The following is a 23,998-nucleotide window of genomic DNA, read 5'->3' as shown; positions in this document are numbered from 1 at the left end:
GATCCAGGTGCGCCTCCGATCGAGGAGGCCTTTCAGATCTATCACGGACCCTCGACGCCGGTCAACGGTCTTTTTCGGATCCTAGAATCAGGATTCCGCGATACGGACGACGCCCTTCGTCTCGCTGCGCTCGCTCAGGAACCGGTGGAGGCCGGCCCCTGAGCGAGGAGCGCAGCGACGAGACGAAGGGCGACGACCCCGTTCCGGATCAGTGCGCCGGACGCTCGACCGTGACCTCGTTGCCCTCGCGGTCGACGATCTTGCCGTCGATGATCGAGTCGCCGTCCTCGAAGGCGTCCAGGTACGCGACCGGGATGCTGCGGGTCGGCGCCGACACGAACGCGTTCTTCCGCTTCACGCTGCCGAGGTGGTTGAAGAGCAGGTTCAGCAGGATCGCGACGACCGCGGCCGAGCTGATGCCGGAGTGGAAGATCGTCACGAACCAGGCCGGCATCTGCTCATAGATCGTCGGGACGGCGATCGGGAGCATGCCCACCGCGATCGACGTGGCCACGATCACGAGGTTCATGTTGTCGCGGTACTCGACCTTGGCGAGCGTGCGGATGCCGGACGCTGCGACCGAGCCGAACAGCACGAGGCCCGCGCCGCCGAGGACCGGGGTCGGGATCGCCCCGACGACGCGGCCCAGGACGGGCAGCAGACCCAGGATCACCAGCACGCCACCGCCGGCGGTGACCACGAAGCGGCTCTTCACGCCCGTGATGGCGACCAGGCCGACGTTCTGCGCGAAGGCGGACTGCGTGAACGTGCCGAAGATCGGAGAGACCGCGCTGGAGAGCATGTCGGCGCGGAGCCCCGCGGCGATGCGCTTGGAGTCGACCTTGGTGCCGACGATCTCGCTCACGGCGAGGATGTCGGCGGTGGTCTCCGTGAGGGTCACCAGGATCACGATGAGCATCGAGATGATGCTCGCGATCTCGAAGGTCGGCATTCCGAACCCGAAGATCTGCGGGAGGGCGAAGATGTCGCCCTCGCCGACCTTGCTGAAGTCGGCCTTGCCGAGGAAGACGGCGACGATCGTGCCGAGGACGATGGAGAGCAGGATCGCGAGGCGCGAGATCGCGCCCACCGGGATCTTGCTGAGGATCAGGACGATCACCAGGGTGATGCCGGCGAGCATCAGGTTCTCGGGGGCGCCGCCCTTCGCGCCGCCGGTGTTCTCACCGGTGCCCATGATCCAGCCGGCCGCGACCGGGAGGAGGCTGAGACCGATCGTGGTGATCACGGTTCCGGTCACGACCGGCGGGAAGAACCGGATCACGGTCGCGAACACCGGGGCGATCAGCAGGCCGATCACCGAGGCGGCGATGACGGATCCGAACACCGCCGGGAGCCCGCCGCCGCTCGTGACGATCGCGCCCATGGTCGCGACGCCCGAGAACGACACGCCCTGGACGAGTGGCAGCTGGGATCCGAAGAACGGGACGCCGACGGTCTGCAGGATCGTGGCGAGACCGCCCATGAACAGGCACGCGGCGATGAGCACGCCGATCTCGCCGGGCTTCAGCCCTGCCATCTGTCCGATGATGAGCGGCGGGGCGATGATGCCGCCGTACATCGTGAGCACGTGCTGGATGCCGTAGCCGATGGTCGCGCCGATCGGCAGGCGCTCGTCCTCTGGGCGGACGAACTCCTTCTTCTGCTTGGTAGTCAATTCGACCTCTTCGTCGGGGGCAGCGCACCAGGTGAGCGAGGCGGCGGCCGTCCGCAACGCCATGCGATGGCGGTTCGACGGCGAGTCGCGCGTTCCGCCTCGCATGCGGGGCGGTTGTGCTGTTAGTCCTGGTGCGTCTCCAGCTCTGGAGACACCCTCAGGCTAACCAGGGCCCCATCCAGAGTCAAGAACTTTTTCCGAATCTCGGAGTGAGACTTCCATAATGCGGATAGTAAAGAGGCGGCCTTCCTCGCCGTCCAGGCTCGGAAAAGGCCCCGGATCAGGGAGATCCGGGGCCTTTCCTCGACTCTCGTCGCGTCACTCGTCGAGCAGCTCGGCCTCGATCACCTCGTCGTCCGCATCGGCCCGGGGAGGCGTCGGGGCGGCCGGCCCCTCGCTCGTGAGCACGAGGGAGGACCCATCCGCCGCGACATCCACGCGCACGATGTCGCCGTCCTGCACGCGCCCCGACAGCAGCGCCGACGCCAGCCGGTTCTGCACCTCGTTCTGGATGAGACGACGCAGCGGCCTGGCGCCGAACACCGGGTCGTAGCCGCGTTCGGACAGCCAGGCGCGCGCGTCGGGCGTGACGGCGAGCGTCAGCCGGCGGTCGGCGAGACGACGCTGCAGCTGGTCGATCGTGAGCTCCACGATCTGCGCCAGGTCGTCCTCCGTGAGCGCCTGGAACATCACGATGTCGTCGAGACGGTTGATGAACTCGGGCTTGAACGCCTGGCGCACGAGGGCCATCACGGCGTCGCGCTTCTCGTCGGGCGAGAGCGTCGGGTCGATCAGGATCGGAGATCCGATGTTGCTCGTGAGGATCAGGATCACGTTCGAGAAGTCGACCGTCCGGCCCTGGCCGTCGGTGAGGCGACCGTCGTCCATGACCTGGAGCAGCACGTCGAACACCTCGGGGTGCGCCTTCTCGACCTCGTCCAGCAGGACGACGCTGTAGGGGCGCCGCCGCACGGCCTCGGTGAGCTGCCCGCCCTGCTCGTAGCCGACGTAGCCGGGAGGGGCGCCGACGAGACGCGAGACCGAGTGCTTCTCGCCGTACTCCGACATGTCGATGCGCACCATGGCGTGCTCGTCGTCGAAGAGGAACTCCGCGAGCGCCTTGGCGAGCTCGGTCTTGCCGACGCCGGTGGGTCCGACGAAGAGGAAGGATCCGGTCGGCCGGCCGGGGTCGCTGATGCCAGCGCGCGAGCGCCGCACCGCGTCCGAGACGGCCGCGACCGCCTCCTTCTGCCCGATCAGGCGCCGGCCCAGCTCGCGCTCCAGATGCAGCAGCTTCTCGCTCTCGCCCTGCAGCAGCCGGCCCACGGGGATCCCGGTCCAGGCCGCGATCACCGCCGCGATGTCCTCGTCGGTCACCTGCTCGTTCACCATGCGCGGCTCGTCGCTCTGCGCGTCGGCCTGCCGCTCGGCGTCGGCGAGCTGCGCCTGCAGCTGCTTGATCGTCTCGTACTCGAGCTTCGACGCCTTCACGTAGTCGGCGTCGCGCAGAGCCCTGTCGCGCTCGGTGAACGCCTCGTCGAGGCGCTTCTTGAGCTCGCCCACCCGATTCAGGCCGCCGCGCTCGCGCTCCCAGCGGGCTTCGAGACCCTTGAGCTCGGCCTCGGCCTCACCCATCTGCTCGCGGAGCTTCGCGAGACGCTCCTTCGAGGCCGCGTCCTTCTCCTTCTTCAGCGCGAGCTCCTCGAGGCGCATCCGGTCGACCGACCTCTTGAGCTGGTCGATCTCGACGGGGCTCGAGTCGATCTCCATCTTGAGCCGGCTCATGGCCTCGTCGATGAGGTCGATCGCCTTGTCCGGCAGCTGACGGCTGGGCAGGTAGCGGTTCGACAGCGACGCGGCGGCGACCAGCGCGGAGTCGCTGATCGTCACGCCGTGGTGCGCCTCGTAGCGCCCCTTGAGGCCGCGCAGGATCGCGATCGTGTCCTCGACCGAGGGCTCGCCGACGTAGACCTGCTGGAACCGGCGCTCGAGCGCCGCGTCCTTCTCGATGAATTCCCGGTACTCGTTGAGCGTGGTGGCGCCGATGAGGCGCAGCTCGCCGCGGGCGAGCATGGGCTTGAGCATGTTGGAGGCGGCGACGGATCCCTCTCCCCCGCCCGCACCCATGAGCACGTGCAGTTCGTCGATGAAGGTGATGACGCGCCCGTCGGACTCGGTGATCTCCTTGAGGACGCTCTTCAGCCGCTCCTCGAACTGGCCGCGGTACATGGCCCCTGCCACGAGCGCGGAGATGTCCAGCGACACGAGCTCCTTGTCCTTGAGCGACTCGGCCACGTCTCCGGCGACGATGCGCTGCGCGAGTCCCTCGACGACGGCCGTCTTGCCGACGCCGGGCTCGCCGATCAGCACCGGATTGTTCTTGGTGCGCCGGGTGAGCACCTGGCTCACGCGGCGGATCTCCGCGTCGCGTCCGATCACCGGATCGAGCTTGCCCTGCCGGGCGCGATCGGTGAGGTTGATGCCGAACTGCTCGAGCGCCGACTGCTGCCCGTCCTGCTGTGCCGTCTGAGGGGTGGCCATTCGTCCTCCTGGGTTCTCCTTGCGTCTGTGGCGGAAGAGCCGGACCCGCTCCGACTCTTCAAAGTTGAGTTGATTGGACTCAAGTTTAGCGGGTTCGGCCCCCGGGGACAAGAGCGGGCGCGAGTCCGAACGCGAGGTCGGGACGCTCGGAGCACGACGAAGACGCCGGCCGCAGGGTTGCGACCGGCGTCTTCGTCGCGCCGTCAGGATGCTGCCGGGCGGCACGGGCATCGGCCCGCTCGGGATCCGCCGACGATGGCGACCCCGTTGTCACACACCGCCGACGAGCTTCAGGCCCCCTACTTCCGAGTCGTCCCCGTCAGCGCACGCTATGGGCTCCGCTGAGAGGGACGACGCGGAAGTGGAGAGGGAGTGGAGAGGGAGTGGGGAGGGAGTGGGGAGGGGTCAGCCGACCTCGGCCATGCCCCGGCGGAGCAGGCGGCCGCGCGGGGTCGTGAAGTCGATCTCCGTGCCGTGCAGGTACGTCTTGCGCACCCGGCCGGCGAGCGCCTTGCCGTTGTAGGGCGTGAGCGGGTTCTTGTGGTGCAGCTTCGTCACGTCCACGATGTAGGCGTCATCGGCCGCGAAGACCGAGAAGTCCGCGTCGTAGCCCGGGGCGATCCGGCCCTTGCCGGTGAGACCGGCGAACTGCGCCGGCTTCTCGCTCATCCACGACACCACGGTCTCCAGGGACAGGCCGCGCTGGCGCGCCTCGGTCCAGATCAGCGAAAGGCCGAGCTGCAGCGACGCGACGCCGCCCCACGCCACGGCGAAGTCGCCGTTCTCCAGGTCCTTGAGGTCGAGCGTCGAGGGCGAGTGGTCCGAGACGATGAAGTCGATCGTGCCGTCCTCCAGTCCCTGCCAGAGCAGCTCGCGGTTGCCGGCCTCGCGGATCGGCGGGCAGCACTTGAACGCGGTCGCGCCGAGGGGGATCTCCTCCGCCGTGAGCGTGAGGTAGTGCGGACAGGTCTCGACCGTGAGCCGGATGCCGTCGTGCTTGGCGGAGCGCAGCATCGGCAATGCGTCCGACGACGACAGGTGCAGGATGTGGGCGCGGGCGCCGGTCCAGCGGGCGCGTTCGATGACCTCGGCGATCGCGAGGTTCTCGGCGCCGCGGGGGCGCGAGGCGAGGAACTTGGCGTAGTCGTCGCCGTCGGGCTTGGGGGCGCGGTCGATCGCACGGGAGTCCTCGGCGTGCACGATCATGACCGAGTCGAACGTCGCGAGTTCGCGCATGTCGGCCTCGAGCTCGTCGGGATCCAGCGGCGGGAACTCGTCGACCCCGCTGTGCAGCAGGAAGCACTTGAACCCGAAGGCGCCGGCGTCGTGCAGTCCGCGCAGCTTGTCGACGTTGCCGGGAACGGCGCCGCCCCAGAAGCCCACGTCGACGTGCACCTGGTCGCGGGCGACGTCGCGCTTGATGTCCAGGGCCTCGACGTCGATCGTCGGCGGGATGCTGTTGAGCGGCATGTCCAGGATCGTGGTCACGCCCCCGGCGGCCGCGGCCTTGGTGGCGGAGGAGAAGCCCTCCCACTCGGTGCGGCCCGGCTCGTTGACGTGCACGTGCGTGTCGACGAGCCCGGGGATCAGGGTCTCGTCGTCGGCGAGTTCGATGATCTCGTCCGCCTGGAGGTCGTTGCCGAGCGGCTCCATCGCGATGATGACGCCGTTACGCACGCCGACCTCCCGGGGGCGGAGCCCCGAGCTGGTGAGGACCCGCTCGCCGCGGATCACCAGGTCGTAGTGCGAACCTGCGAGGTCGTGCTGATCCTGCGACATGTCGTGCGGATCCTTTCCTCCGGCGAGCGCCGGTCGTGCTTCGTTGGATTCATTGTGCTCCGGTTCCGGAGCGGGAGGTCGTTGGGCGAGCGAAGCGAGACGAAACGCGGGGAGCTCGAGAGAGCGCGACGTTTCGTCTCGGTCGCCCTACGGGCGTCCTCGCTCAACGGCCACGGAGTCAGCCCTGCGGCACGAGCTCGCCCACCTCGGCGCCGATGCGGCGGCCCACCTCGGTGAGCAGGGAGACCGCTTCGGCCATGCTGCGGGCCGGATCGGGCTCCAGCTCGCTGAGCGCGTAGACGCGGGCGAACCCGGCTGCCTGCGCCGCCTCCTGGCTCAGCGTGGAGCGTCCGCACACGGCGATGACGGGGATGCCCGCCGCGCGGGCGGCCGCCGCGACGCCGAGAGGGGTCTTGCCGCCCAGGCTCTGATCGTCGAGGCTGCCCTCGCCGGTGATGACGAGGTCGGCCTTGGCGTCGCCGGCGCCGAGGGCCTCGGCGAGCCCGGTGAGACGCTGCACGACCTCGACGCCGGGCTCCCGCCGGGCGCCGAGCGCGGCGAGCGCGGCGTAGCCCACGCCTCCGGCGCCGCCCGCTCCGGGCAGTGCGGTGGCGGCGCGGATGCCGGGCTGCTGCTCGAGCAGCGCGGCGTAGCGGGCCAGGGCCGCGTCGAGCACGGCCACGTCCTCCGGGCTCGCGCCCTTCTGCGGGCCGAACACGGCGGGCGCGCCCCGCTCTCCGAGGAGCGGGTTGTCCACGTCGCTCGCGAGCACGATCTCGGTGGCCGCGAGACGCGGATCCAGCTCCGACACGTGCACCGCGGCGATACGCCCGAGCGCCCCGCCGCCCCCCGGCAGCTCGTGCCCCTCGGCGTCGCGCAGCGAGACGCCGAGCGCCTGCAGCATGCCCGCGCCGCCGTCGGTGTTGGCGCTGCCGCCGATGCCGAGCACGATGCTGGTCGCCCCGTGGTCGAGCGCCGCGGCTATGAGCTCTCCGGTCCCCCGGCTGGTGGCGCCGAGCGCGTCCTTCACCCCGCCCGGCAGCAGATCGAGCCCGCTCGCCGCAGCCATCTCGATGATGGCCTGCTCGCCTCGCACGCCGAAGCGCGCCTCGACGAGCAGGCCCGTGGGCCCCGTCACCGTCGCCGTGACCGCCTCGAACCCGGCGGCGAGCGCGGCGTCGACCGTGCCCTCCCCGCCGTCCGCGACGGGGACCGCGTCGATGACGGTCCCCGGCGCGGCCTGGGAGATCCCCTCCGCGAGAGCGGCGGCGACCGCGGGCCCTGTGGCAGAGCCCTTGAACTTGTCCGAGGCGATCAGGATGCGCATGGTGTGAATGCTACGGGCCGGAAGGACGCGGCTCAGTCGAGCAGCGCGTAGATCGCCTCGGGAGCGTCGGCCGGCGACGTCGCGAGGTCCTCGAACTCGTTCATGGTGTCAAGGTCGGCACCCATCGCGATGTTGGTCACGCGCTCGAGGATGACCTCGACGACCACGGGCACCTGGAACTCGTCGCGCAGGCGCTGCGCCTCGGCGAAGCCGGCGGCCAGATCCTCCGGACGCTCGACGCGCAGCGCCTTGCAGCCCAGCCCCTCAGCGACCTTGACGTGGTCCACGCCGTAGCCCGTCGCGATGCTGGAGGAGTCCTGCGGGGTGTTCACGTTGTCGAACGCGAGCGACACCTCGTAGTCCATCTCGAAGCCGCGCTGGGACTGGCGGATCAAGCCCAGGTAGCTGTTGTTCACCACGACGTGGATGTATGGCAGCTTGTGCTGCGCGCCCACGGCGAGCTCCTCGATCATGAACTGGAAGTCGTAGTCGCCCGAGAGCGCGACGACCTGCTCGCCCGGCTTGCCGCGCACGACGCCGAGGGCGGCGGGGCCGGTCCAGCCCAGGGGCCCTGCCTGGCCGGCGTTGATCCACTTGCGCGGACCGTACACGTGCAGCAGCTGCGCACCGGCGATCTGCGACAGTCCGATCGTCGTGACGAACGTGGTGTCGCGGTCGAACGAGGAGAGCATCTCCTGGTACACGCGGTGCGGCTTCATCGGCACGTCGTCGAAGTTGGTCTTGCGCTGCAGACGCGCCTTGCGGTCGCGGCACTCCTCGGCCCAGGTGTTGTAGTCGGGCAGCTCCGCGACGCGCTCGCGGGCGGCCTCGAGCAGCGCGTCGATGAACGCGCCGGCATCGGAGACCACGCCGTAGTCGGGTGCGAACACGCGGCCGATCTGGGTGGGCTCGATGTCGACGTGCACGAAGGTGCGGCCCTTGCGGTACGTGTCGAGGCCACCGGTGTGGCGGTTCGCCCAGCGGTTGCCGATGCCCAGCACGAAGTCGCTCTCCAGGAAGCTCGCGTTGCCGTAGCGCTGCGAGGTCTGGATCCCGACCAGGCCGGCGGCCAGCGGGTGGTCGTCGGGGAGCACGCCCCAGCCCATCAGGGTCGGGAACACGGGCACGCCCAGGGTCTCGGCGAGCTCGACGAGCTTGGCCGAGGCGCCGGAGTTCACGATGCCGCCGCCGGCGATGATCGCGGGGTGCTCCGAGGCGATGAGCAGGTCGAGCACCTTCTCCGCTTGGGCGCGGGTCGCGACCGGCTTCGCCACGGGCAGCGGCTCGTAGGTGTCGATGTCGAACTCGATCTCGGTCATCTGCACGTCGAACGGCAGATCGATCAGCACCGGGCCTGGACGGCCGGAGCGCATGATCTGGAACGCCGTCTGGAAGGCGCCGGGAACCTGCGCGCCTTCGAGGACGGTCTTGGTGAACTTCGTGACCGGCTTCGCGATCGACGCGATGTCGACGGCCTGGAAGTCCTCCTTGTCGAGCTTCGCGACCGGCGCCTGGCCGGTGATGCACAGCATCGGGATCGAGTCGGCGATCGCGGCGTAGAGGCCCGTGATCATGTCGGTGCCGGCGGGACCCGAGGTGCCGAGGCACACGCCGATGCGGCCGTCGCCGGTGCGGCTGTAGCCGTCCGCCATGTGGCTCGCACCCTCGACGTGGCGGGCGAGGGTGTGCCGGATGCCGCCATTGGCGCGCATCGCGGAGTAGAGGGGGTTGATGGCGGCGCCGGGGAGGCCGAACGCCTCGTCCGCACCTTCCTTGATCAGGATCTGGACGATCGCGTCGACTGCACGCATGCGGGTCATGGGAGTTTCCTTTGGCTTGATGGGGGTCGCGCCCTTCGTCTCGTCGCTTCGCTCCTCGCTCAGGGACCGGAGAAGGTCGGTTCCTGAGCGAGCTCAGGGACCGGAGAAGGTCGGTTCCTGAGCGAGCGAAGCGAGACGAAGGACGCTGCGACCCCGAGAAGGGAGAGTGATCAGTCGCGGCCGGAGAGCTCGGTGGTGAGCTTGAACAGGCCAGAGTGGTCGAGGCCTCCGTCGCCGCGGGCGACGAGGGCGTTCACGAGCTGCGCGACGGCCGAGCCGAGCGGGACGGTGACCCCGACAGAGCGAGCAGCCGAGGTGACGATGCCCAGATCCTTGTTGTGGAGGGCGAGGCGGAAGCCGGGCGCGAAGTCGCGGTTCAGCATCTTCTGGCCCTTCTGGTCGAGGACCTTGGATCCGGCGAGTCCTCCGCCGAGGACCTTCAGCGCCGCGTCGGTGTCGACGCCGAACGCCTCGAGGAAGGTGACGGCCTCGGCGAGCGCCTGGATGTTGACCGCCACGATGAGCTGGTTGGCGGCCTTGACCGTCTGGCCGGCGCCCGCGGGGCCGACGTGCACGATGGTCTTGCCGATCGCGTTCAGCACGGGCTCCGCCGCGGCGAAGTCCTCGGCGGAGCCGCCGACCATGATCGAGAGGGCCGCGTCGATCGCGCCCTGCTCGCCGCCGGAGACCGGGGCGTCGACGACGCCGAGCCCTGCGGCGACGGCCTCCTCGGCGAGCTCCTTGGCCACGTCGGGGCGGATCGAGGAGTTGTCGATCCAGAGCGCTCCGGCCTTCGCGTTCGCGAAGACCCCGTCCGGGCCCTGCACGACGCCCGCGACGTCCGGGGAGTCCGGAACCATCGAGATGACGACGTCGGCGTCCTTCACGGCGTCGGCGATGCCGGTCGCCCCGGCCCCTCCGGCGGCGACGAGCTTGTCGATCGCCTCCTGGCTGCGGTTGTAGCCGACGACGTCGTAGCCGGCCGTGACGAGGTTCTTCGCCATGGGCAGGCCCATGATGCCGAGGCCGATGAATGCGATGCGGGTCATGTCTTCGTTCCTTCGCGGAAAGTCTGGTGAGGTCAGGCCTGGGCGGCCGCGGTGGTGGTCCAGGCGAAGGGATCCGCCTGGGTGGCCTTGTACTCGAGGCCGATGACGCCGGCGTAGCCGCCGGCCTGCGCGTCGGAGATCCACTGGCCGAGCGGCAGCTCGCCCGTTCCGGGCTCGCCGCGGCCGGGAGCGTCCGCGATCTGGATGTGGCCGAACTCCGCGGCGTGGCCCGCGATCACGGCCGGCACGTCGTCGCCGTTGACGGCGAGGTGGTAGAAGTCGGCGAGGAGCTTGACGTTGTCCACGCCCTCCTCTTCCTTCACGCGCGCGATGATCGCGAGCGCGTCGGCCGCGGTCTTCAGCGGGTAGGCCGGGGTGCCGCTGACCGGCTCGAGCAGCACGACGCCGCCGAGCTCCGCGACCGCACGTCCGGCGGCGGCGAGGTTCTTCACGGCCAGGTCGTCCTGCGCCTTCTCGTCGACGCCCTCGAGGCGGTTGCCGTAGAGCGCGTTGAACGCCTTGGTGCCGAGACGGCGGCCGATCTCGACCACGACGTCGATGTTGCCCGCGAACTCGTCCTCACGGCCGACCCACGACACGAGGCCGCGGTCGCCGCCCGGCATGTCGCCGGCGAAGAAGTTCAGGCCCGTCAGCTGCACGCCCGCGTTCTGGATCGCGGCGACGAAGGCGTCGACCTCGTCCTGCTCGGGCACGGCGACGGAGAACGGCCACCAGTACTCCACGGCGTCGAAACCGGCGGCCTTCGCGGCGGCCGGGCGCTCCAGGATCGGCAGGTCGGTCAGCAGGATCGAGGCGTTGACGGTGTAGCTCATGAGATCGTCCTTGATGTCTTAGATCGGGCCTTTCCGAATTATGGAAAGAAAATCTTGATTGATGAAAGTTTAGGCCGAGAGGCGGTGGATGTCAACGGGTCGGATGCGGATCCGGATCCTGCTGCGCTGTTCTCGCCGAGCGCACCGGAACGTGCCGAGCGCACGGGATATCGGCGCGAACTTCCGGTGCGCTCGGCAGCAAGCGGTGCACCCGACGAACCGGGCGCCGACCGCCGGCGCTCAGAGCAGGGCCGGCGAGGGCAATGGGCCGGTTTCGGCTTTGGGATTCAGTGCGCGGACGTCTCAGCGACCTGACTGCGCAGCCAGGGGAGGCCGACGTCGATCAGGTTGCCGAGAAGGTCTGACTGCACCGCATCCATGTCCTGGCCGGAGAAGATGCGCCACCATTTGTCCTCGAAGTCGTCTACGAGTTCACCGATCCGCACTTGGCGCACCGGGTCGCGGTATGTGGTGATCGCCGACGGCTTCTTTCCGTAGTACGGATGCTCACGGACGAGTTCGTCCCAGTCGTCGCGCCGTACGACCATCAGATTCACCGTGAACCGCACCTCGGCGCTGTCGCTGTACCAGGACTTTTGAAGTGCCAGCAGCGCCCAATGGGTTTCCGATTTGATCGAGTACCGCCCGCCCGATCCCACCAGCCCCTGCTCCCGCAAGGCAGGAGAGACGACGTCCTTGATCACGGCTGCATAGATCTCCTGCGCCGGCACATCGGGAACGATCGGAGCGTTCCTGCCGCGCCGCCGGAGGCGCCAGCGGAACCAGTCCGGCGGAATCTCGGGGAGGCCTGTCATCGCCCCATTATGGACGGCTGGATGAATGCGATCGCGCCTCCCCGATTCCGGAGAGGCGCGATCATTTCAGGCTCAGGAACGTCAGGTCAGCCTGATCTGGCGGTTCATGTCCTTGTAGAGCAGGTAGCGGAAGTCCTCGGGACCGCCGGCGTAGCAGGCCTGCGGACAGAAGGCGCGCAGCAGCATGTAGTCGCCGGCCTCGCACTCCACCCAGTCGTCGTTGAGGCGGTAGACGGCCTTGCCCTGCAGCACGAACAGGCCGTGCTCCATGATGTGGGTCTCCGCGAACGGGATGGATCCGCCCGGCTTGAAGGTGACGATGTTCACCTGCATGTCGTGCGCCATGTCGCTGGCGTCCGAGAAGCGGGTGGTCGCCCACACGTCGTCGGTGTCGGGCATCGAGACCGGCTCGATGTCGTTGTCGCTCGTGACGAACGAGGCGGGCGCATCGACGCCCTCGAGGTACTCGTAGGCCTTGCGGATCCAGTGGAAGCTGGTGATCCCAGACCCCTCGTTCTCGAGCGACCACTGCGCGTTCGGCGTGATGAACGCGTAGCCGCCGGCCTCGAGCACGTGCCGCTCCCCCTCGAGCGTGAGGGTGAGCTCGCCGGCCGTGACGAACAGCACGCTCTCGACGCCCGCCTCGGCCTCGGGCCTGGCGGCGCCGCCTCCGGGCGCGATCTCGACGATGAGCTGCGAGAACGTCTGCGCCGAGCTCGGCGTCGGCCGGGCGAGGATCCACGCGCGGGCGTCCGTGAAGCCGGGGAGGCTCGAGGTGACGATGTCGCGCAGCACACCCTTCGGGATGAACGAGTACGCGAGTTTGACGACCGCGCGGTCGGTGAGCAGGTCGGACTGCGGGGGCAGGCCGCCGGCCGGGGTGTAGTAGGTGCGGGCGCTCAAGAGACGGCCTCCTTGGTGTTGAGCTTCGGGTGGGCGAGACGGATGAGTTCCGCCGGCTCGGATCCGGTCGCCGCGCGGACCTCGTCGGCCGTGAGCGCGCCGCACTCCAGACCGCGCACGACGAAGCGCGCGAGGGCCCTGGCGGTCGCCGGCTCGTCCATGATCGTGGCGTCGCTGCCGTGCAGGTAGTTGTCCAGGCGCCGGGCCGCGGCGGCGAAGCCCTCGCGGTAGAACGCGTAGGTCGCGAGGTACCGGGTGGGCAGCTGCGCGGCGTGCAGGTCCCAGCCCTGGTAGTAGCCGCGCTCGAGCGAGCGCCGCACCAGGCGGGCATGCAGCGTCCACGCCTCGAGGACGTGATCCGGATCCCCGACGGGGATCACGTTGGTGGATCCGTCCGAGATCCGCACACCGGTCTCGGCGACCGCCACCTGCATGACCTGCTTGGCGAAGTCCGCCGCGGGGTGCTCCATGGACTGGTATGCGGCCGCGATCTGCAGCGAGGCGCTGTAGTCGTAGGTGCCGTAGTGCAGTGCGGACACCCGGCCGTCGGCGCGGTGCAGGAGCGTCGCGACCGGGACGGATCCGTCGGCGGCGACGATGAGCTGCGGCGTCTCCATCTGCACCTCGAAGCGCAGCCGACCCGCCGGCAGTCCGAGACGCTCCTCGAAGCGCTCGCAGAGCGAGACCATGGCCTCGACCTGCTCGACCGTGGTGACCTTGGGCAGCGTCAGCACGAGGCCGTCAGGCAGCGGACCGTTCGCGACGAGGGTCGACAGGAACAGGTCGAGCGTGCGGATCCCGCGGCGGCGCGTGGGCGCCTCGAAGCACTTGAACCTGATCCCGATGAAGGGCGGTGCGACGCCGGCGGCGACGGCAGCGGCGACCCGCTCGGCGGCGAGGATCGCATCCGCGTCCTCCTCCTCGTCGGGCCTGGTGCCGTAGCCGTCCTCGAAGTCCAGGCGCAGGTCCTCGATGGGCTCGCGCTCGAGCTTCGCGTCGACGAGAGGTGCGAGCTCTGCGGCGAGGGCGCCGAGGCCGACCGCCTGGGCGAGCGCGACGGTTCCGCCGAACTCCGCGACCGCGGCGGCGGCCGCCTGCCCGGACTGGGCAGGGAGGTCGAGCCGGAATCGGTCGGCGGGCACGTACAGGGTGTGCACGGGCTGGCGGGATCCGTCGTCGCCGGGGTACTCGGTCGACAGCAGCGTGTCGGTGCCGGCGAGGCGGGCGTCGATGTCGGCGAGGTCGGCCTCGCCCAGGGTGCTTGCGGCCATCCGGCTCACTCCTTCGAGGACTCGACGACGCGCACGATCGCCTCGGCGACGGCGCCGGCCACGAGCGGGTCGAACACGCTCGGGATGATGAAGCTCGCGTTGAGCTCGTCATCGCCGACGCGCTCCGCGATCGCCTGCGCGGCTGCGACCAGCATAGGCGGCGTGATGTCCGACACGCCCGCGTCGAGGAGGCCCCGGAAGAAGCCGGGGAACGCGAGGACGTTGTTGATCTGGTTCGGGAAGTCGCTGCGCCCTGTGGCGACGACGGCCGCATGCCTGGCCGCGACGATCGGGTCGACCTCGGGGGTCGGGTTCGCCATCGCGAACACGATCGCGTCATCCGCCATGGCGGCGATGTCGTTCTCGTCGAGCACGTGCGGGGCGCTCACGCCGATGAACACGTCTGCACCCACGACCGCCTCCTTGAGGGTGCCGGAGAAGTCCCGCGGATTGGTCGTGGCGGCGAGCTCCGTACGGTGCGCGTCGGTGTACTCCTCGCCGCGGTGGATCGCGCCGTTGCGGCCGCAGGCGACGATGTCGACCGCGCCCTGGGCGAGCAGCAGCTGCACGATCGCGTTGCCGGCGGCGCCGACGCCCGAGACGACGATCCGCACCTCGCCGATCGTCTTGCCGACCACCTTGAGGGCGTTGCGCAGCGCGGCGAGCGTGACGATCGCCGTGCCGTGCTGGTCATCGTGGAAGACCGGGATGTCGAGCTCCTCGCGCAGGCGCGCCTCGATCTCGAAGCAGCGCGGGGCCGCGATGTCCTCGAGGTTCACGCCGCCGTAGACCGGCGCGATCGCCTTGACGATCTTGATGATCTCCTCGGTGTCCTTGGTATCGAGGCAGACCGGCCAGGCGTCGACGTTCGCGAACTGCTTGAACAGCGCGGCCTTGCCCTCCATGACCGGGAGCGCGGCCTCCGGACCGATGTCGCCGAGGCCGAGCACCGCGGTGCCGTCGGTGACGACCGCGATCGTGTTGCGCTTGACGGTGAGGTTGCGGGCCTTGCTCTTGTCCTCGGCGATCGCCATGCACACGCGGGCGACACCGGGCGTGTAGGCGCGGGACAGGTCGTCGCGGTTGCGCAGCGGCACGCTGGGCACCACCTCGAGCTTTCCGCCCAGGTGCATCAGGAACGTGCGATCGCTGACCTGGCGCACGACAACGCCCTCGAGCGCCTCGACGCCCGCGCGGACCTCGTCGGCGTGCTCCTCGCCCGTGGTGTTGCAGGTCAGGTCGACGACGATCGTCGTCGGGTGCGACTCGACGACGTCGAGGGCGGTCACGACGGCGCCGGCGGCCGCAGCGGCCGCGGCGAGCTCGCTCGTGACGGTGAAGTTGGACGGCGCGTCGATGCGCAGCGTGATCGAATTTCCGGGACCCGGGTTCGCCATGGTTCCTCCTCATCGAGGCGTCCCGGGCGGAGGCCTCGGGCGCTGGTTGCGTGATGAACTCTTACAACTTTCGTATAGTGGACACTATTATCTCTATCGTGGAAGTTTTGCGCAAGGCGGGATTCGAATCCCCTCGGATTTCCGGCGCGGCACTCTCGCATGATGGAATTACCGCAAGGACGGGAGCTGACATGGCGGAGAATCCGAGCACGACAGGCACGAAGGTCTCTGAGCCGAAGCCCGGCAGGAGTGCGGGATCCGGCGTGCAGTCGGTCGAGCGGGTGTTCGAGCTGCTCGAGCTCGTGACCGACGCCGGCGGCGACGTCACCCTCAGCGAGCTTTCCGCGTCGACCGACCTCCCGCTGCCGACGATCCACCGGCTACTGCGCACGCTCGTCTCGCTGGGCTACGCCCGCCAGTTGCCGAACCGCCGCTATGCGCTCGGTCCGCGGCTGATCCGCATCGGCGAGGGCGCGTCCCGCCAGTTCGGGGCGCTCGCGCGTCCGCAGCTGAAGACCCTCGTCGACGCCCTCGGCGAGAGCGCCAACATGGCCGTGCTCGACGGCGACATGGTGGTCTACGTCGCCCAGGTGCCCTCGCAGCACTCCATGCGCATGTTCACCGAGGTCGGCCGCCGCGCCAACGTGCACGACACCGGCGTCGGCAAGGCGATCCTCGCCCAGCTCGACGACGACACCGTGCGCGGCATCGTCGGCCGCACCGGCATGAGCACTCCGACCTCGTTCAGCATCGGCACCGTCGACGCGCTGCTCGCCGAGCTCGACGTCATCCGCGAACGCGGCTACTCGATCGACGAGCAGGAGCAGGAGATCGGCGTGCGCTGCTACGCGATGGCCGTACCAGGCGCCCCCACGCCGACCGCAGTCTCGGTGTCCGGCCCGATCGCCCGCGTCACGGAGGAGTTCGGCCAGCGCGCCGTGCCGTTGCTGCGCGAGGCCGCCGGCGCGATCGCCGCCGACGTCGCGGCATAGCCCGGGCCGGGTGCCCACAGGGCGCCCCCATCCCCCGTCTATCCGCGCAGCGAGATGGAAAACGCGGCTCCACGACCCCGGCGAACAGCGAAACCCATCTCGCGGTGACGCCCAACGGCCGACAAGTGTCCGGCCGACCCGGATCCGTCACGCCTGCCTCATGGCGATCGCCCGGCGGATCCGGGTGAGGAACGCTCCGGATCCGCCGGTCAGGTCGAGCTGGGTGAGACGGATGACGATCCAGCCGCGGTCCTCGAGCTCGCGCTGACGCTGGATGTCCCGGCGCCATTGGGCGGCATCGGTGCGGTGCCCGTCGCCTTCATACTCGATCGCGATCCTCCACTGCGGGTAGGCGAGATCGATCCGCGCCACGAGCCGCCGCCCCTCGCGGACCTCGTGCTGGACGACCGGTTCGGGCAGCCCTGCATCGACGATGAGCAGGCGCGTCTCGGTCTCCTTCGGAGACTCCACGCCGACGCGGGCTCGGGGCAGAGCCGCCAGGATCGTCATGCGCCCGGGAAACCGCCCCCACTGACGCACGCGCTCGCCCAGCTCGTGGGGAGAGGCCACGGGTCGCCCCCGCCGCAGCCCTGGGTAGTTGTCGGCGTCGGCGAACAGCGCATCGAGCAGGATCACCGCCTGCGCGACGTCCAGGTCCGCGGCACAGCTGAGAACCGCGGCGATCGGATCCACCACCGGAAGGGATCCGATCCGCCACGTCGCCGCCCGATCCTCCCTGAGCCGACGACCACCGATGCCCCGGCTCCTCGGCGGAGTCGCGTCCGGCGGCACGACCACCTCGAGCGGCTCGCCCCGCTTCCACCGCCGAGGATGGGGCAACCCCCAGAGCCGCGCCGCCGTCACGCCCACGAAACGCTGCCGCGGCTTCAGCCGCCGCGCTCCGCACGCGACGACGGCGGCGAACGTCTCCGGAGCCTCGCTCGAACGAACACCCCGGAACGGGCGATGCAGGTCGCGCGCATCCGCCCTGGCGCGACCGAGACCGGCGGCCTGCGCCTCGCGCAGAGTGAACGGCGCTCCGAGCGTCGATGGCAAAGGGATCCGGTGATGCATCCCCCGATGCTCGCCGAGGGCCGAACCCGGCGAAGCCGCGATCACGTGATCCGTGGAAACCCACCGACCAGAGCGCCCTGGGGAGGCCGGACCGCGGACCGCGGACCACTCTCGGCAGCCGAGGAAGCACTGCGAGATGGAAAACGTCGCTCTCCGGATCCGCAGAGCGACGCTTTCCATCTTCACCACCTCGCGGTTCCCACGAGAAGATGGAAAACGTCGCCCCCGCTGAGTCAGGAGCGACGTCTTCCATCTTTCGCCCAGCACCGCGCCGCACCTACTGGCGCAGCGCGCCTCCCCGGAGGGGCGTCACTCCGCGTCGGTGCCGCTCGTGCCGGCGTTGACGTCGAGCAGGCGGTACTTCTCGGCGGCCCGGGCGGGGATCGCCGCGTCCACCTCGCCGCGCGCGGCGAGCAGCTGCAGCGTGCGCACCACCACGCTCGGTCCGTCGATCTTGAAGAACCGGCGGGCCGCGGCGCGCGTATCGGAGAACCCGAAGCCATCCGCGCCGAGGCTCGCCCAGTCGTTCGGGACGAACTGGCGGATCTGGTCCGGCAGGTCCTTGGCGTAGTCGCTGACGGCCACGATCGGGCCGTGCGCGTCCGCGAGCTGCTGCGCGAGGAACGGCGTGCGCGCACCGCGCCCGAGGAACTCGTCCTCCTCCGCGGCGACCGCGTCGCGGCGCAGCTCGGTCCAGCTCGTCACCGACCACACGTCGGAGTCCACGCCCCAGTCGTCGCGGAGGAGCTGCTGCGCCTCCTGCGCCCAGGTCACGCCGATGCCGGACGCGAGCAGGTGCGCCCGCGGAGCCTCGACCGGCGCGATCCGGTGGATCCCGCCGAGGATCCCGGTCACGTCGACGCCCTCGGGCTCGGCCGGCTGCACGATCGGCTCGTTGTAGACCATGAGGTTGTAGATGTGGTTGCGGTCGGTCGAGTCGGCGCCGTACATGCGCTCGATCCCCGCGCGCACGATGTGGCCGATCTCGTAGCCGAACGCCGGGTCGTAGGTGACCACGGCCGGGTTCGTCGCGGCGAGCAGCGGCGAGTGCCCGTCGGCGTGCTGCAGGCCCTCGCCGGTCAGCGTGGTGCGACCAGCGGTCGCCGAGATGAGGAAGCCGCGCGTCATCTGGTCGGCGGCCGCCCACAGGGAGTCGCCGGTGCGCTGGAAGCCGAACATCGAATAGAACACGTACACCGGTACGAGCGGCACTCCGTGCGTCGCGTAGGCCGTGCCCGCCGCGGTGAAGGCCGCGATGGATCCGGCCTCGTTGATGCCGACGTGCAGGATCTGCCCCGCCGTGGACTCCTTGTACGAGAGCACGATGTCGCGGTCGACGGCGAGGTAGTTCTGCCCGTTCGGGTTGTAGATCTTCGCGGTCGGGAAGAACGCGTCCATGCCGAAGGTGCGCGCCTCGTCGGGGATGATCGGGACGATCCGCTTGCCGAACCCGGGATCGCGCATGAGGTCCTTGAGCACGCGCACGAACGCCATGGTGGTCGCGGCCTGCTGCTTGCCGGATCCGCGTGCGGCCACCTCGTACGCCTTCGCGTCGGGCAGGGCGATCTCCCCCGACGCGTGCGGGCGGCGCTCCGGCAGGTAGCCGCCCAGCGCCCGGCGGCGCTCCTGCAGGTACCGGATCTCGGGGGCGTCGGCACCGGGGTGGTAGTACGGCGGCTGGTACGGATCGGCCTCGAGCTGGGCGTCCGTGATCGGCACCCGCAGGTGGTCGCGGAAGTCCTTGAGATCCTGCAGCGTGAGCTTCTTCATCTGGTGCGTGGCGTTGCGCGCCTCGAAGCGGGGGCCGAGGCCGTAGCCCTTGACCGTCTTGACCAGGATGACCGTGGGCTTGCCGTTGCGCGAGAGCGACTGCTGGTACGCCGCGAACACCTTCTGGTAGTCGTGACCGCCGCGCTTGAGGCCCCAGATCTGCTCGTCGGTGAGGTTCTCCACCAGCGCGAGCGCGCGCGGGTCCTTGCCGAAGAAGTGCTCCCGGATGAACCCTCCCGACTCGGCCTTGTAGGTCTGGTAGTCGCCGTCCGGGGTGACGTTCATCAGGTTCAGCAGGGCGCCGTCGGCGTCGCGCGCGAGCAGGTCGTCCCACTCCCGACCCCAGACGACCTTGATGACGTTCCAGCCGGCGCCGCGGAAGAAGCCCTCGAGCTCCTGGATGATCTTGCCGTTGCCGCGGACCGGCCCGTCGAGGCGCTGCAGGTTGCAGTTGACCACGAACGTCAGGTTGTCGAGACCGTCGTTGGCCGCGAGCTGCAGCAGTCCGCGGCTCTCCGGCTCGTCCATCTCGCCGTCGCCGAGGAAGGCCCAGACGTGCTGGTCGCTCGTGTCCTTGAGCCCCCGGCCCTGCAGGTACCGGTTGGACTGCGCCTGGTAGATCGCGTTCATCGGGCCGATGCCCATCGACACGGTCGGGAACTCCCAGAACTCGGGCATGAGCCGCGGGTGCGGATAGGAGCTCAGGGCGTGACCCTCGCGCGACTTCTCCTGGCGGAAGCCGTCGAGGTTCTCCTCGCCGAGGCGCCCCTCCATGAAGGCGCGGGCGTACATCCCGGGCGACGCGTGGCCCTGGAAGTACACCTGGTCGCCACCGCCGGGGTGGTCCTTGCCGCGGAAGAAGTGGTTGAAGCCGACCTCGTACAGGGTCGCGGCGCCCGCATACGTGGAGATGTGGCCACCGACGCCGATGCCGGGGCGCTGCGCCCTGTGCACCAGGATCGCGGCATTCCAGCGCATCCAGGCGCGGTAGCGGCGCTCGAGCTCCTGGTCGCCGGGGTACGCGGGCTCGTCGGACACCGCGATCGTGTTGACGTAGTCCGTCGTCGCGGTGGGCTCCGGCGCGTAGCCGGCACGGGCGGCGAGCGAGCGCACGATGTGCTCACCGCGCTCTGCGCCGCGCTGCGCCACGAGAGCGTCCAGCGACTCGAGCCATTCGGCGGTCTCTTCGGGGTCGTGATCCAGGGTCTCGGATCCGGGGGCGGCGGAGCTGCTCTGTTCGTGCATCTTCGGCCTTTCTGTGAGATGTATCGGGAGGCCGCCGATCGGGCGACGGGGCTGATCTGCTACATGTAGGAGGCTGCCGATCGGGCAGCGGTTCTGAGGTTCGAGGAGTGACGATGAGCGGACGCATCGCCGTGGTGACGGGTGCAGGATCGGGGATCGGGCGCGCCGTCGCGCGCACGATGCTGGCGGCCGGCTACCGCGTGGCGCTGGCCGGGCGGCGCGAGGCCGCGCTGGCCGAGACGGCGGCAGGGCGTCCGGATGCGCCCGAGGGCGGAGGTATCCCGTCGAACGCTCTCGTGGTGCCGACCGACGTCACGGTCGAGTCCGAGGTGGACGCCCTCTTCGACCGCGTCGTGCAGGAGTGGGGCCGGGTGGACGTGCTGTTCAACAACGCGGGCGCGTTCGGCCCCGCGGTGTCGGCGGCCGACATCTCGCTCGACGACTGGGAGCGGACGCTCGCCGTCAACGTCACAGGAGCGCTGCTGTGCGCGCGCGGCGCGATGCGGGTGATGCGCGCGCAGGATCCGCAGGGCGGTCGGATCATCAACAACGGATCCATCTCCGCGCAGGCGCCTCGCCCGCTCTCGGTCGCCTACGCCGTGAGCAAGCACGCGCTCACCGGGCTCACGCGTTCGATCGACCTGGACGGCCGCCCGTTCCGCATCTCCTGCGGGCAGATCGACATCGGCAACACCCGCACCGAGATCATGGACGAGCTCGGCGTCGGCTCCGGCGCGCTGCAGGCCGACGGCAGCCGCAGGGTCGAGCCAACGTTCGACGTCGACGCGGCGGCCCGCACCGTGCTGTTCATGGCGGATCTGCCGGCCGAGGCGAACATCGGCGCACTCACGGTGACGGCGAGCGGGATGCCCTTCGGCGGACGCGGCTGAGGCGACGGATGAGGGGATGGATCCCATCAGGCAGATCCATCCCCTCATCTCAGTGCGGAGCGTCAGTGCGGAGCCTCCGCGCGGTGCTTCGGTGCGCGCTCAGCAGAAGCCGGCGAAGGCGTCCCACGACCAGTGGTCGGCGTCTGCGCCCTCGCGCAGGAAAGACGCCTCGATGAGGCCGTAGGGGCGGTCGGCGGCGTAGAACACCTCGTTGGGGTTCTCCAGGCCGAACGGCGACAGGTCGACGACGAAGTGGTGCTTGTTCGGGGTCGAGAAGCGGATCTCGTCGATCTCCGGGTGCTCAGCGAGGACGGCCTCGGCCATCTCCTTCAGCGTGTGCTGCAGCGCGTACGAGTAGTTGCGCGAGAAGCCGGCCAGCAGCAGACGACGCACGTTGGCGAAGGTCTCGTTGAAGTCGATGTCGGTGCGGTTGTAGCGCCAGCGAGCCGTCACTGAGGTCGCGAGGATGCGGTCCTCGGTCTCGGGCAGGGTGGTGTACTTGTCGCGCGGGTAGCCGACGAAGCCGCTCTGCGTGGACTTGAGGACCGTGAGGTCCTGCAGACCCGCGGTGACCGTGGTCTCGTCGCCGTCGATCTGCACGATCGCGGTGCGGGTCTCGGTGCCGCCGCGGACGAACGCGTGGTCGTGCTCGCCGTTATCGCCCTGGATGCGCAGCCAGGTGTACTGCTCGGCGGCCCAGCGGCCACCGGTGACCCAGTCGAACTCGCCGGTGAAGTGGCGGCCGAGGCGGAGCAGGTACTCCTCGGGGCTGCCGATGCCGTCCTTGGCGAAGGCGAAGACGGTGTTCTTCTGCGTGTCGGTCGCGACGCAGTGGGCGTTGTCGCCCTCGAAGTGCACGGCGGCGAAGTCGCCACGCAGCTGCGAGGTGACGTTCAGGTCCTCGATCTCGTGACGGTCGGTGTCGCGCGTGATGCGGACGACGCGGTTCTCGGCCTTGCCGTACTGGTTCTTGCCCAGAATGATGTTGGTCATAGCGATCTCAGCTTCCTCGGTAGGTGGAATAGGCGAACGGACTGAGCAGCAGCGGCACGTGATAGTGCGCCTGTTCGGCGTCGACCAGGAAGGTCAGCACCACCTCCGGGAAGAAGGTGTCCGTTTCGATGCCGGCGAAGTAGGCCGCGGTGTCGAACCGGAGGCGGTATGCACCGCTCTCCAGCCGCTCCGGACCCAGCTCTTTCACCCGCCCGTCAGCATCGGTGAAGCCCGTACCGATCCCGACCCATCCCTCGCCGTCGCGGGCTTCGAGTGCGACGGCGACGCCGGGCGCGGGGCGCCCGATCGATGTGTCCAGGATGTGGGTGGTCACGTGGGAGACGCTCATGCGCTCGCTCCTTCGGTCTCGATGGCTGCCGCGAGCCGCAGGGCCGCGATCTCGCGCAGCTGCTGGTCGACGACGGCGAGCTCCTGCTCGTCGGTGTTGCCGAGCCGCTCGTGCAGCAGGGCGAGGATGTCCTCGGCGCTCCGCCCTGCGGCGCGCACGAGGAAGACGCGGTCGAACCGCTCCTCGTAGGCGCGGTTGCCTTCGGCGAGGGCGGCCGCCGTGGCGTCGTCGACGCTCGGCTGCTCGCGGCGCGAGTGCGCGGCCTCGGCGCTCGTGCCGTCGACCTTGGCGCCGATGCGCGGGTGATGCGCGAGCGCTCCGTCGAGTTCGTCCTCGGCGAGCGGTGCCGCGACCTCGAGGGCGGCGGCGGAGAGCGCGTCGACCGAGGCGTAGGGACGGCCGTCGACGATCGCTCCGATCCAGCGGGCGATGTCCAGTGCGGGCTTCACAGCGGCCGTGGCGTCGTCACGGCCTGCGGAGTTGAACTCCTCGAGCAACATCTTCGATCCTCAAGCCATGCTGGCATCCGGCGTGTAAGTCAGTACGGTCGGATCCTATCGAGAGGATCCGTTGCTATCGCGAAGATAGTTTCCGCAGTCCGGAACTGTTATTTCAGCATGTGTAACTATTCTGCGGACGGAAGCCTGCCCTGTCAACCCCCATTGCGAGTCGTCCCCCTCAGCGGACGCTCTGGGCTCCGCTGAGGGGGACGACTCGGGGTGGTGGAACGGTGCGCCGGGTCAGACTCCGAGCTCGGCGCGCAGGCGGGCCACGTGACCCGAGGCGTCGACGCCGTACTCGGCGCGCTGCACGACGCCCTCGCCGTCCAGCACGAACGTGGAGCGGATCACGCCGTCGAACGTGCGGTCGCCCACGGTCTTCTCGCCCCACACGCCCCACGCCCGCGCCACGGCGGCGTCGGTGTCGGCGAGCAGCGGGAAGGTCAGGCCCTCCGCGTCCGAGAAGGCGCGGATGTCGGCGACCTCGTCGGGCGAGACGCCGATCACGGAGTAGCCCGCGGCCGCGAGGGACGACAGGTTGTCGCGGAAGTCGCAGGCCTCGGTGGTGCAGCCGGGGGTCGCGGCCTTGGGGTAGAAGTACACGACGACGTTCTTGCCGCGGTAGTCCTCGAGGGCGGTGCGGGCGCCGTCGGCGTCGTCGAGGGCGAAGGCGGGGGCGGCGTCGCCGGGGGCGAGGCGAGTGGTCATGATGTCTCCGTTTCGGATGGGGGTCGGCGAATCCAGGGGGGCCGGGCGCTTCGACGGGCTCAGCGAC

General features: G+C 69.7%; 19 protein-coding genes. 2 read left to right on the top strand and 17 right to left on the bottom strand.

What is annotated here, in order from left to right:
- Positions 1–208 precede the first annotated feature (208 nt).
- From RS86_RS00815 to RS86_RS00765, 11 genes are all read right to left on the bottom strand, one after another.
- The gene (locus RS86_RS00815; RefSeq protein WP_082076461.1) at positions 209–1,738 is read right to left on the bottom strand and encodes a nucleobase:cation symporter-2 family protein; all 1,530 of its coding nucleotides are present in this window, start codon (positions 1,736–1,738) and stop codon (positions 209–211) included.
- A 255-nt stretch (positions 1,739–1,993) separates the two neighbouring features.
- A complete protein-coding gene (locus tag RS86_RS00810) occupies positions 1,994–4,216 on the bottom strand; it encodes an ATP-dependent Clp protease ATP-binding subunit (RefSeq protein WP_082076460.1) in 2,223 nt (740 codons plus the stop codon).
- A gap of 405 nt (positions 4,217–4,621) precedes the next feature.
- Complete coding sequence (allB, locus tag RS86_RS00805) at positions 4,622–5,995, bottom strand: allantoinase AllB (RefSeq protein ID WP_045270307.1); 1,374 nt, start codon at positions 5,993–5,995, stop codon at positions 4,622–4,624.
- A gap of 178 nt (positions 5,996–6,173) precedes the next feature.
- Positions 6,174–7,322 (bottom strand): glycerate kinase, encoded by a 1,149-nt coding sequence (locus RS86_RS00800; protein WP_045270306.1) that lies wholly within the window; start codon positions 7,320–7,322, stop codon positions 6,174–6,176.
- Between the two features lie 32 nt (positions 7,323–7,354).
- Positions 7,355–9,142: a glyoxylate carboligase gene (gene gcl / locus RS86_RS00795; protein WP_045270305.1), complete on the bottom strand. Its 1,788-nt coding sequence runs from the start codon at positions 9,140–9,142 to the stop codon at positions 7,355–7,357.
- A gap of 170 nt (positions 9,143–9,312) precedes the next feature.
- Positions 9,313–10,191, bottom strand: a complete 879-nt coding sequence (locus RS86_RS00790; RefSeq protein ID WP_045270304.1) for a 2-hydroxy-3-oxopropionate reductase — start codon at positions 10,189–10,191, stop codon at positions 9,313–9,315.
- A 32-nt stretch (positions 10,192–10,223) separates the two neighbouring features.
- Positions 10,224–11,024, bottom strand: coding sequence for a hydroxypyruvate isomerase family protein (locus tag RS86_RS00785; RefSeq protein ID WP_045270303.1), 801 nt, complete (start codon positions 11,022–11,024; stop codon positions 10,224–10,226).
- A 287-nt stretch (positions 11,025–11,311) separates the two neighbouring features.
- Entirely contained in the window at positions 11,312–11,839 is a 528-nt protein-coding gene (locus tag RS86_RS00780) for a DUF4304 domain-containing protein (RefSeq protein WP_045270302.1), read from the bottom strand.
- 81 nt (positions 11,840–11,920) lie between these two features.
- Positions 11,921–12,742, bottom strand: coding sequence for a bifunctional allantoicase/(S)-ureidoglycine aminohydrolase (locus tag RS86_RS00775; RefSeq protein WP_045270301.1), 822 nt, complete (start codon positions 12,740–12,742; stop codon positions 11,921–11,923).
- Positions 12,739–14,013, bottom strand: coding sequence for a DUF6986 family protein (locus RS86_RS00770; RefSeq protein ID WP_045270300.1), 1,275 nt, complete (start codon positions 14,011–14,013; stop codon positions 12,739–12,741). The genes RS86_RS00775 and RS86_RS00770 overlap by 4 nt, the downstream gene beginning before the upstream one ends.
- A gap of 5 nt (positions 14,014–14,018) precedes the next feature.
- The gene (locus RS86_RS00765; protein WP_045270299.1) at positions 14,019–15,410 is read right to left on the bottom strand and encodes an NAD-dependent malic enzyme; all 1,392 of its coding nucleotides are present in this window, start codon (positions 15,408–15,410) and stop codon (positions 14,019–14,021) included.
- 191 nt (positions 15,411–15,601) lie between these two features.
- Between RS86_RS00765 and RS86_RS00760 the strand changes: the two genes are divergently transcribed.
- Positions 15,602–16,402, top strand: a complete 801-nt coding sequence (locus tag RS86_RS00760) for an IclR family transcriptional regulator (RefSeq protein WP_045270298.1) — start codon at positions 15,602–15,604, stop codon at positions 16,400–16,402.
- A gap of 147 nt (positions 16,403–16,549) precedes the next feature.
- Here RS86_RS00760 and RS86_RS19740 read toward each other — a convergent pair whose 3' ends face one another.
- Positions 16,550–17,476 carry an endonuclease domain-containing protein gene (locus RS86_RS19740; RefSeq protein ID WP_152642020.1) on the bottom strand — a complete coding sequence of 309 codons (927 nt, stop codon included), beginning with the start codon at positions 17,474–17,476 and terminating at the stop codon, positions 16,550–16,552.
- Positions 17,477–17,785: 309 nt separating this feature from the next.
- A complete protein-coding gene (gene aceE, locus RS86_RS00750; RefSeq protein ID WP_045270297.1) occupies positions 17,786–20,491 on the bottom strand; it encodes a pyruvate dehydrogenase (acetyl-transferring), homodimeric type in 2,706 nt (901 codons plus the stop codon).
- Between the two features lie 113 nt (positions 20,492–20,604).
- On the opposite strand from aceE, the gene RS86_RS00745 reads away from it, so the two are divergent.
- A complete protein-coding gene (locus RS86_RS00745; RefSeq protein ID WP_045270296.1) occupies positions 20,605–21,381 on the top strand; it encodes an SDR family oxidoreductase in 777 nt (258 codons plus the stop codon).
- Positions 21,382–21,480: 99 nt separating this feature from the next.
- Here the strand turns inward: RS86_RS00745 and pucL are convergent, their stop codons facing one another.
- The 4 genes from pucL to bcp form a co-directional block, all read right to left on the bottom strand.
- The gene (pucL, locus tag RS86_RS00740) at positions 21,481–22,374 is read right to left on the bottom strand and encodes a factor-independent urate hydroxylase (RefSeq protein ID WP_045270295.1); all 894 of its coding nucleotides are present in this window, start codon (positions 22,372–22,374) and stop codon (positions 21,481–21,483) included.
- 7 nt (positions 22,375–22,381) lie between these two features.
- Positions 22,382–22,723, bottom strand: a complete 342-nt coding sequence (gene uraH, locus RS86_RS00735; RefSeq protein WP_045270294.1) for a hydroxyisourate hydrolase — start codon at positions 22,721–22,723, stop codon at positions 22,382–22,384.
- Positions 22,720–23,223 carry a 2-oxo-4-hydroxy-4-carboxy-5-ureidoimidazoline decarboxylase gene (gene uraD / locus RS86_RS00730; RefSeq protein WP_045270293.1) on the bottom strand — a complete coding sequence of 168 codons (504 nt, stop codon included), beginning with the start codon at positions 23,221–23,223 and terminating at the stop codon, positions 22,720–22,722. The genes uraH and uraD overlap by 4 nt, the downstream gene beginning before the upstream one ends.
- 240 nt (positions 23,224–23,463) lie before the next feature.
- Positions 23,464–23,931 carry a thioredoxin-dependent thiol peroxidase gene (bcp, locus tag RS86_RS00725; RefSeq protein WP_045270292.1) on the bottom strand — a complete coding sequence of 156 codons (468 nt, stop codon included), beginning with the start codon at positions 23,929–23,931 and terminating at the stop codon, positions 23,464–23,466.
- Between the last annotated feature and the right edge of the window lie 67 nt (positions 23,932–23,998).

The organism is Microbacterium azadirachtae (assembly GCF_000956505.1).
In the GTDB taxonomy this organism is placed as follows: Bacteria; Actinomycetota; Actinomycetes; order Actinomycetales; family Microbacteriaceae; genus Microbacterium; species Microbacterium azadirachtae_A.
The sequence above is the reverse complement of the archived record's forward strand: the minus strand, read 5'-3'. Positions and strand labels throughout refer to the sequence as shown.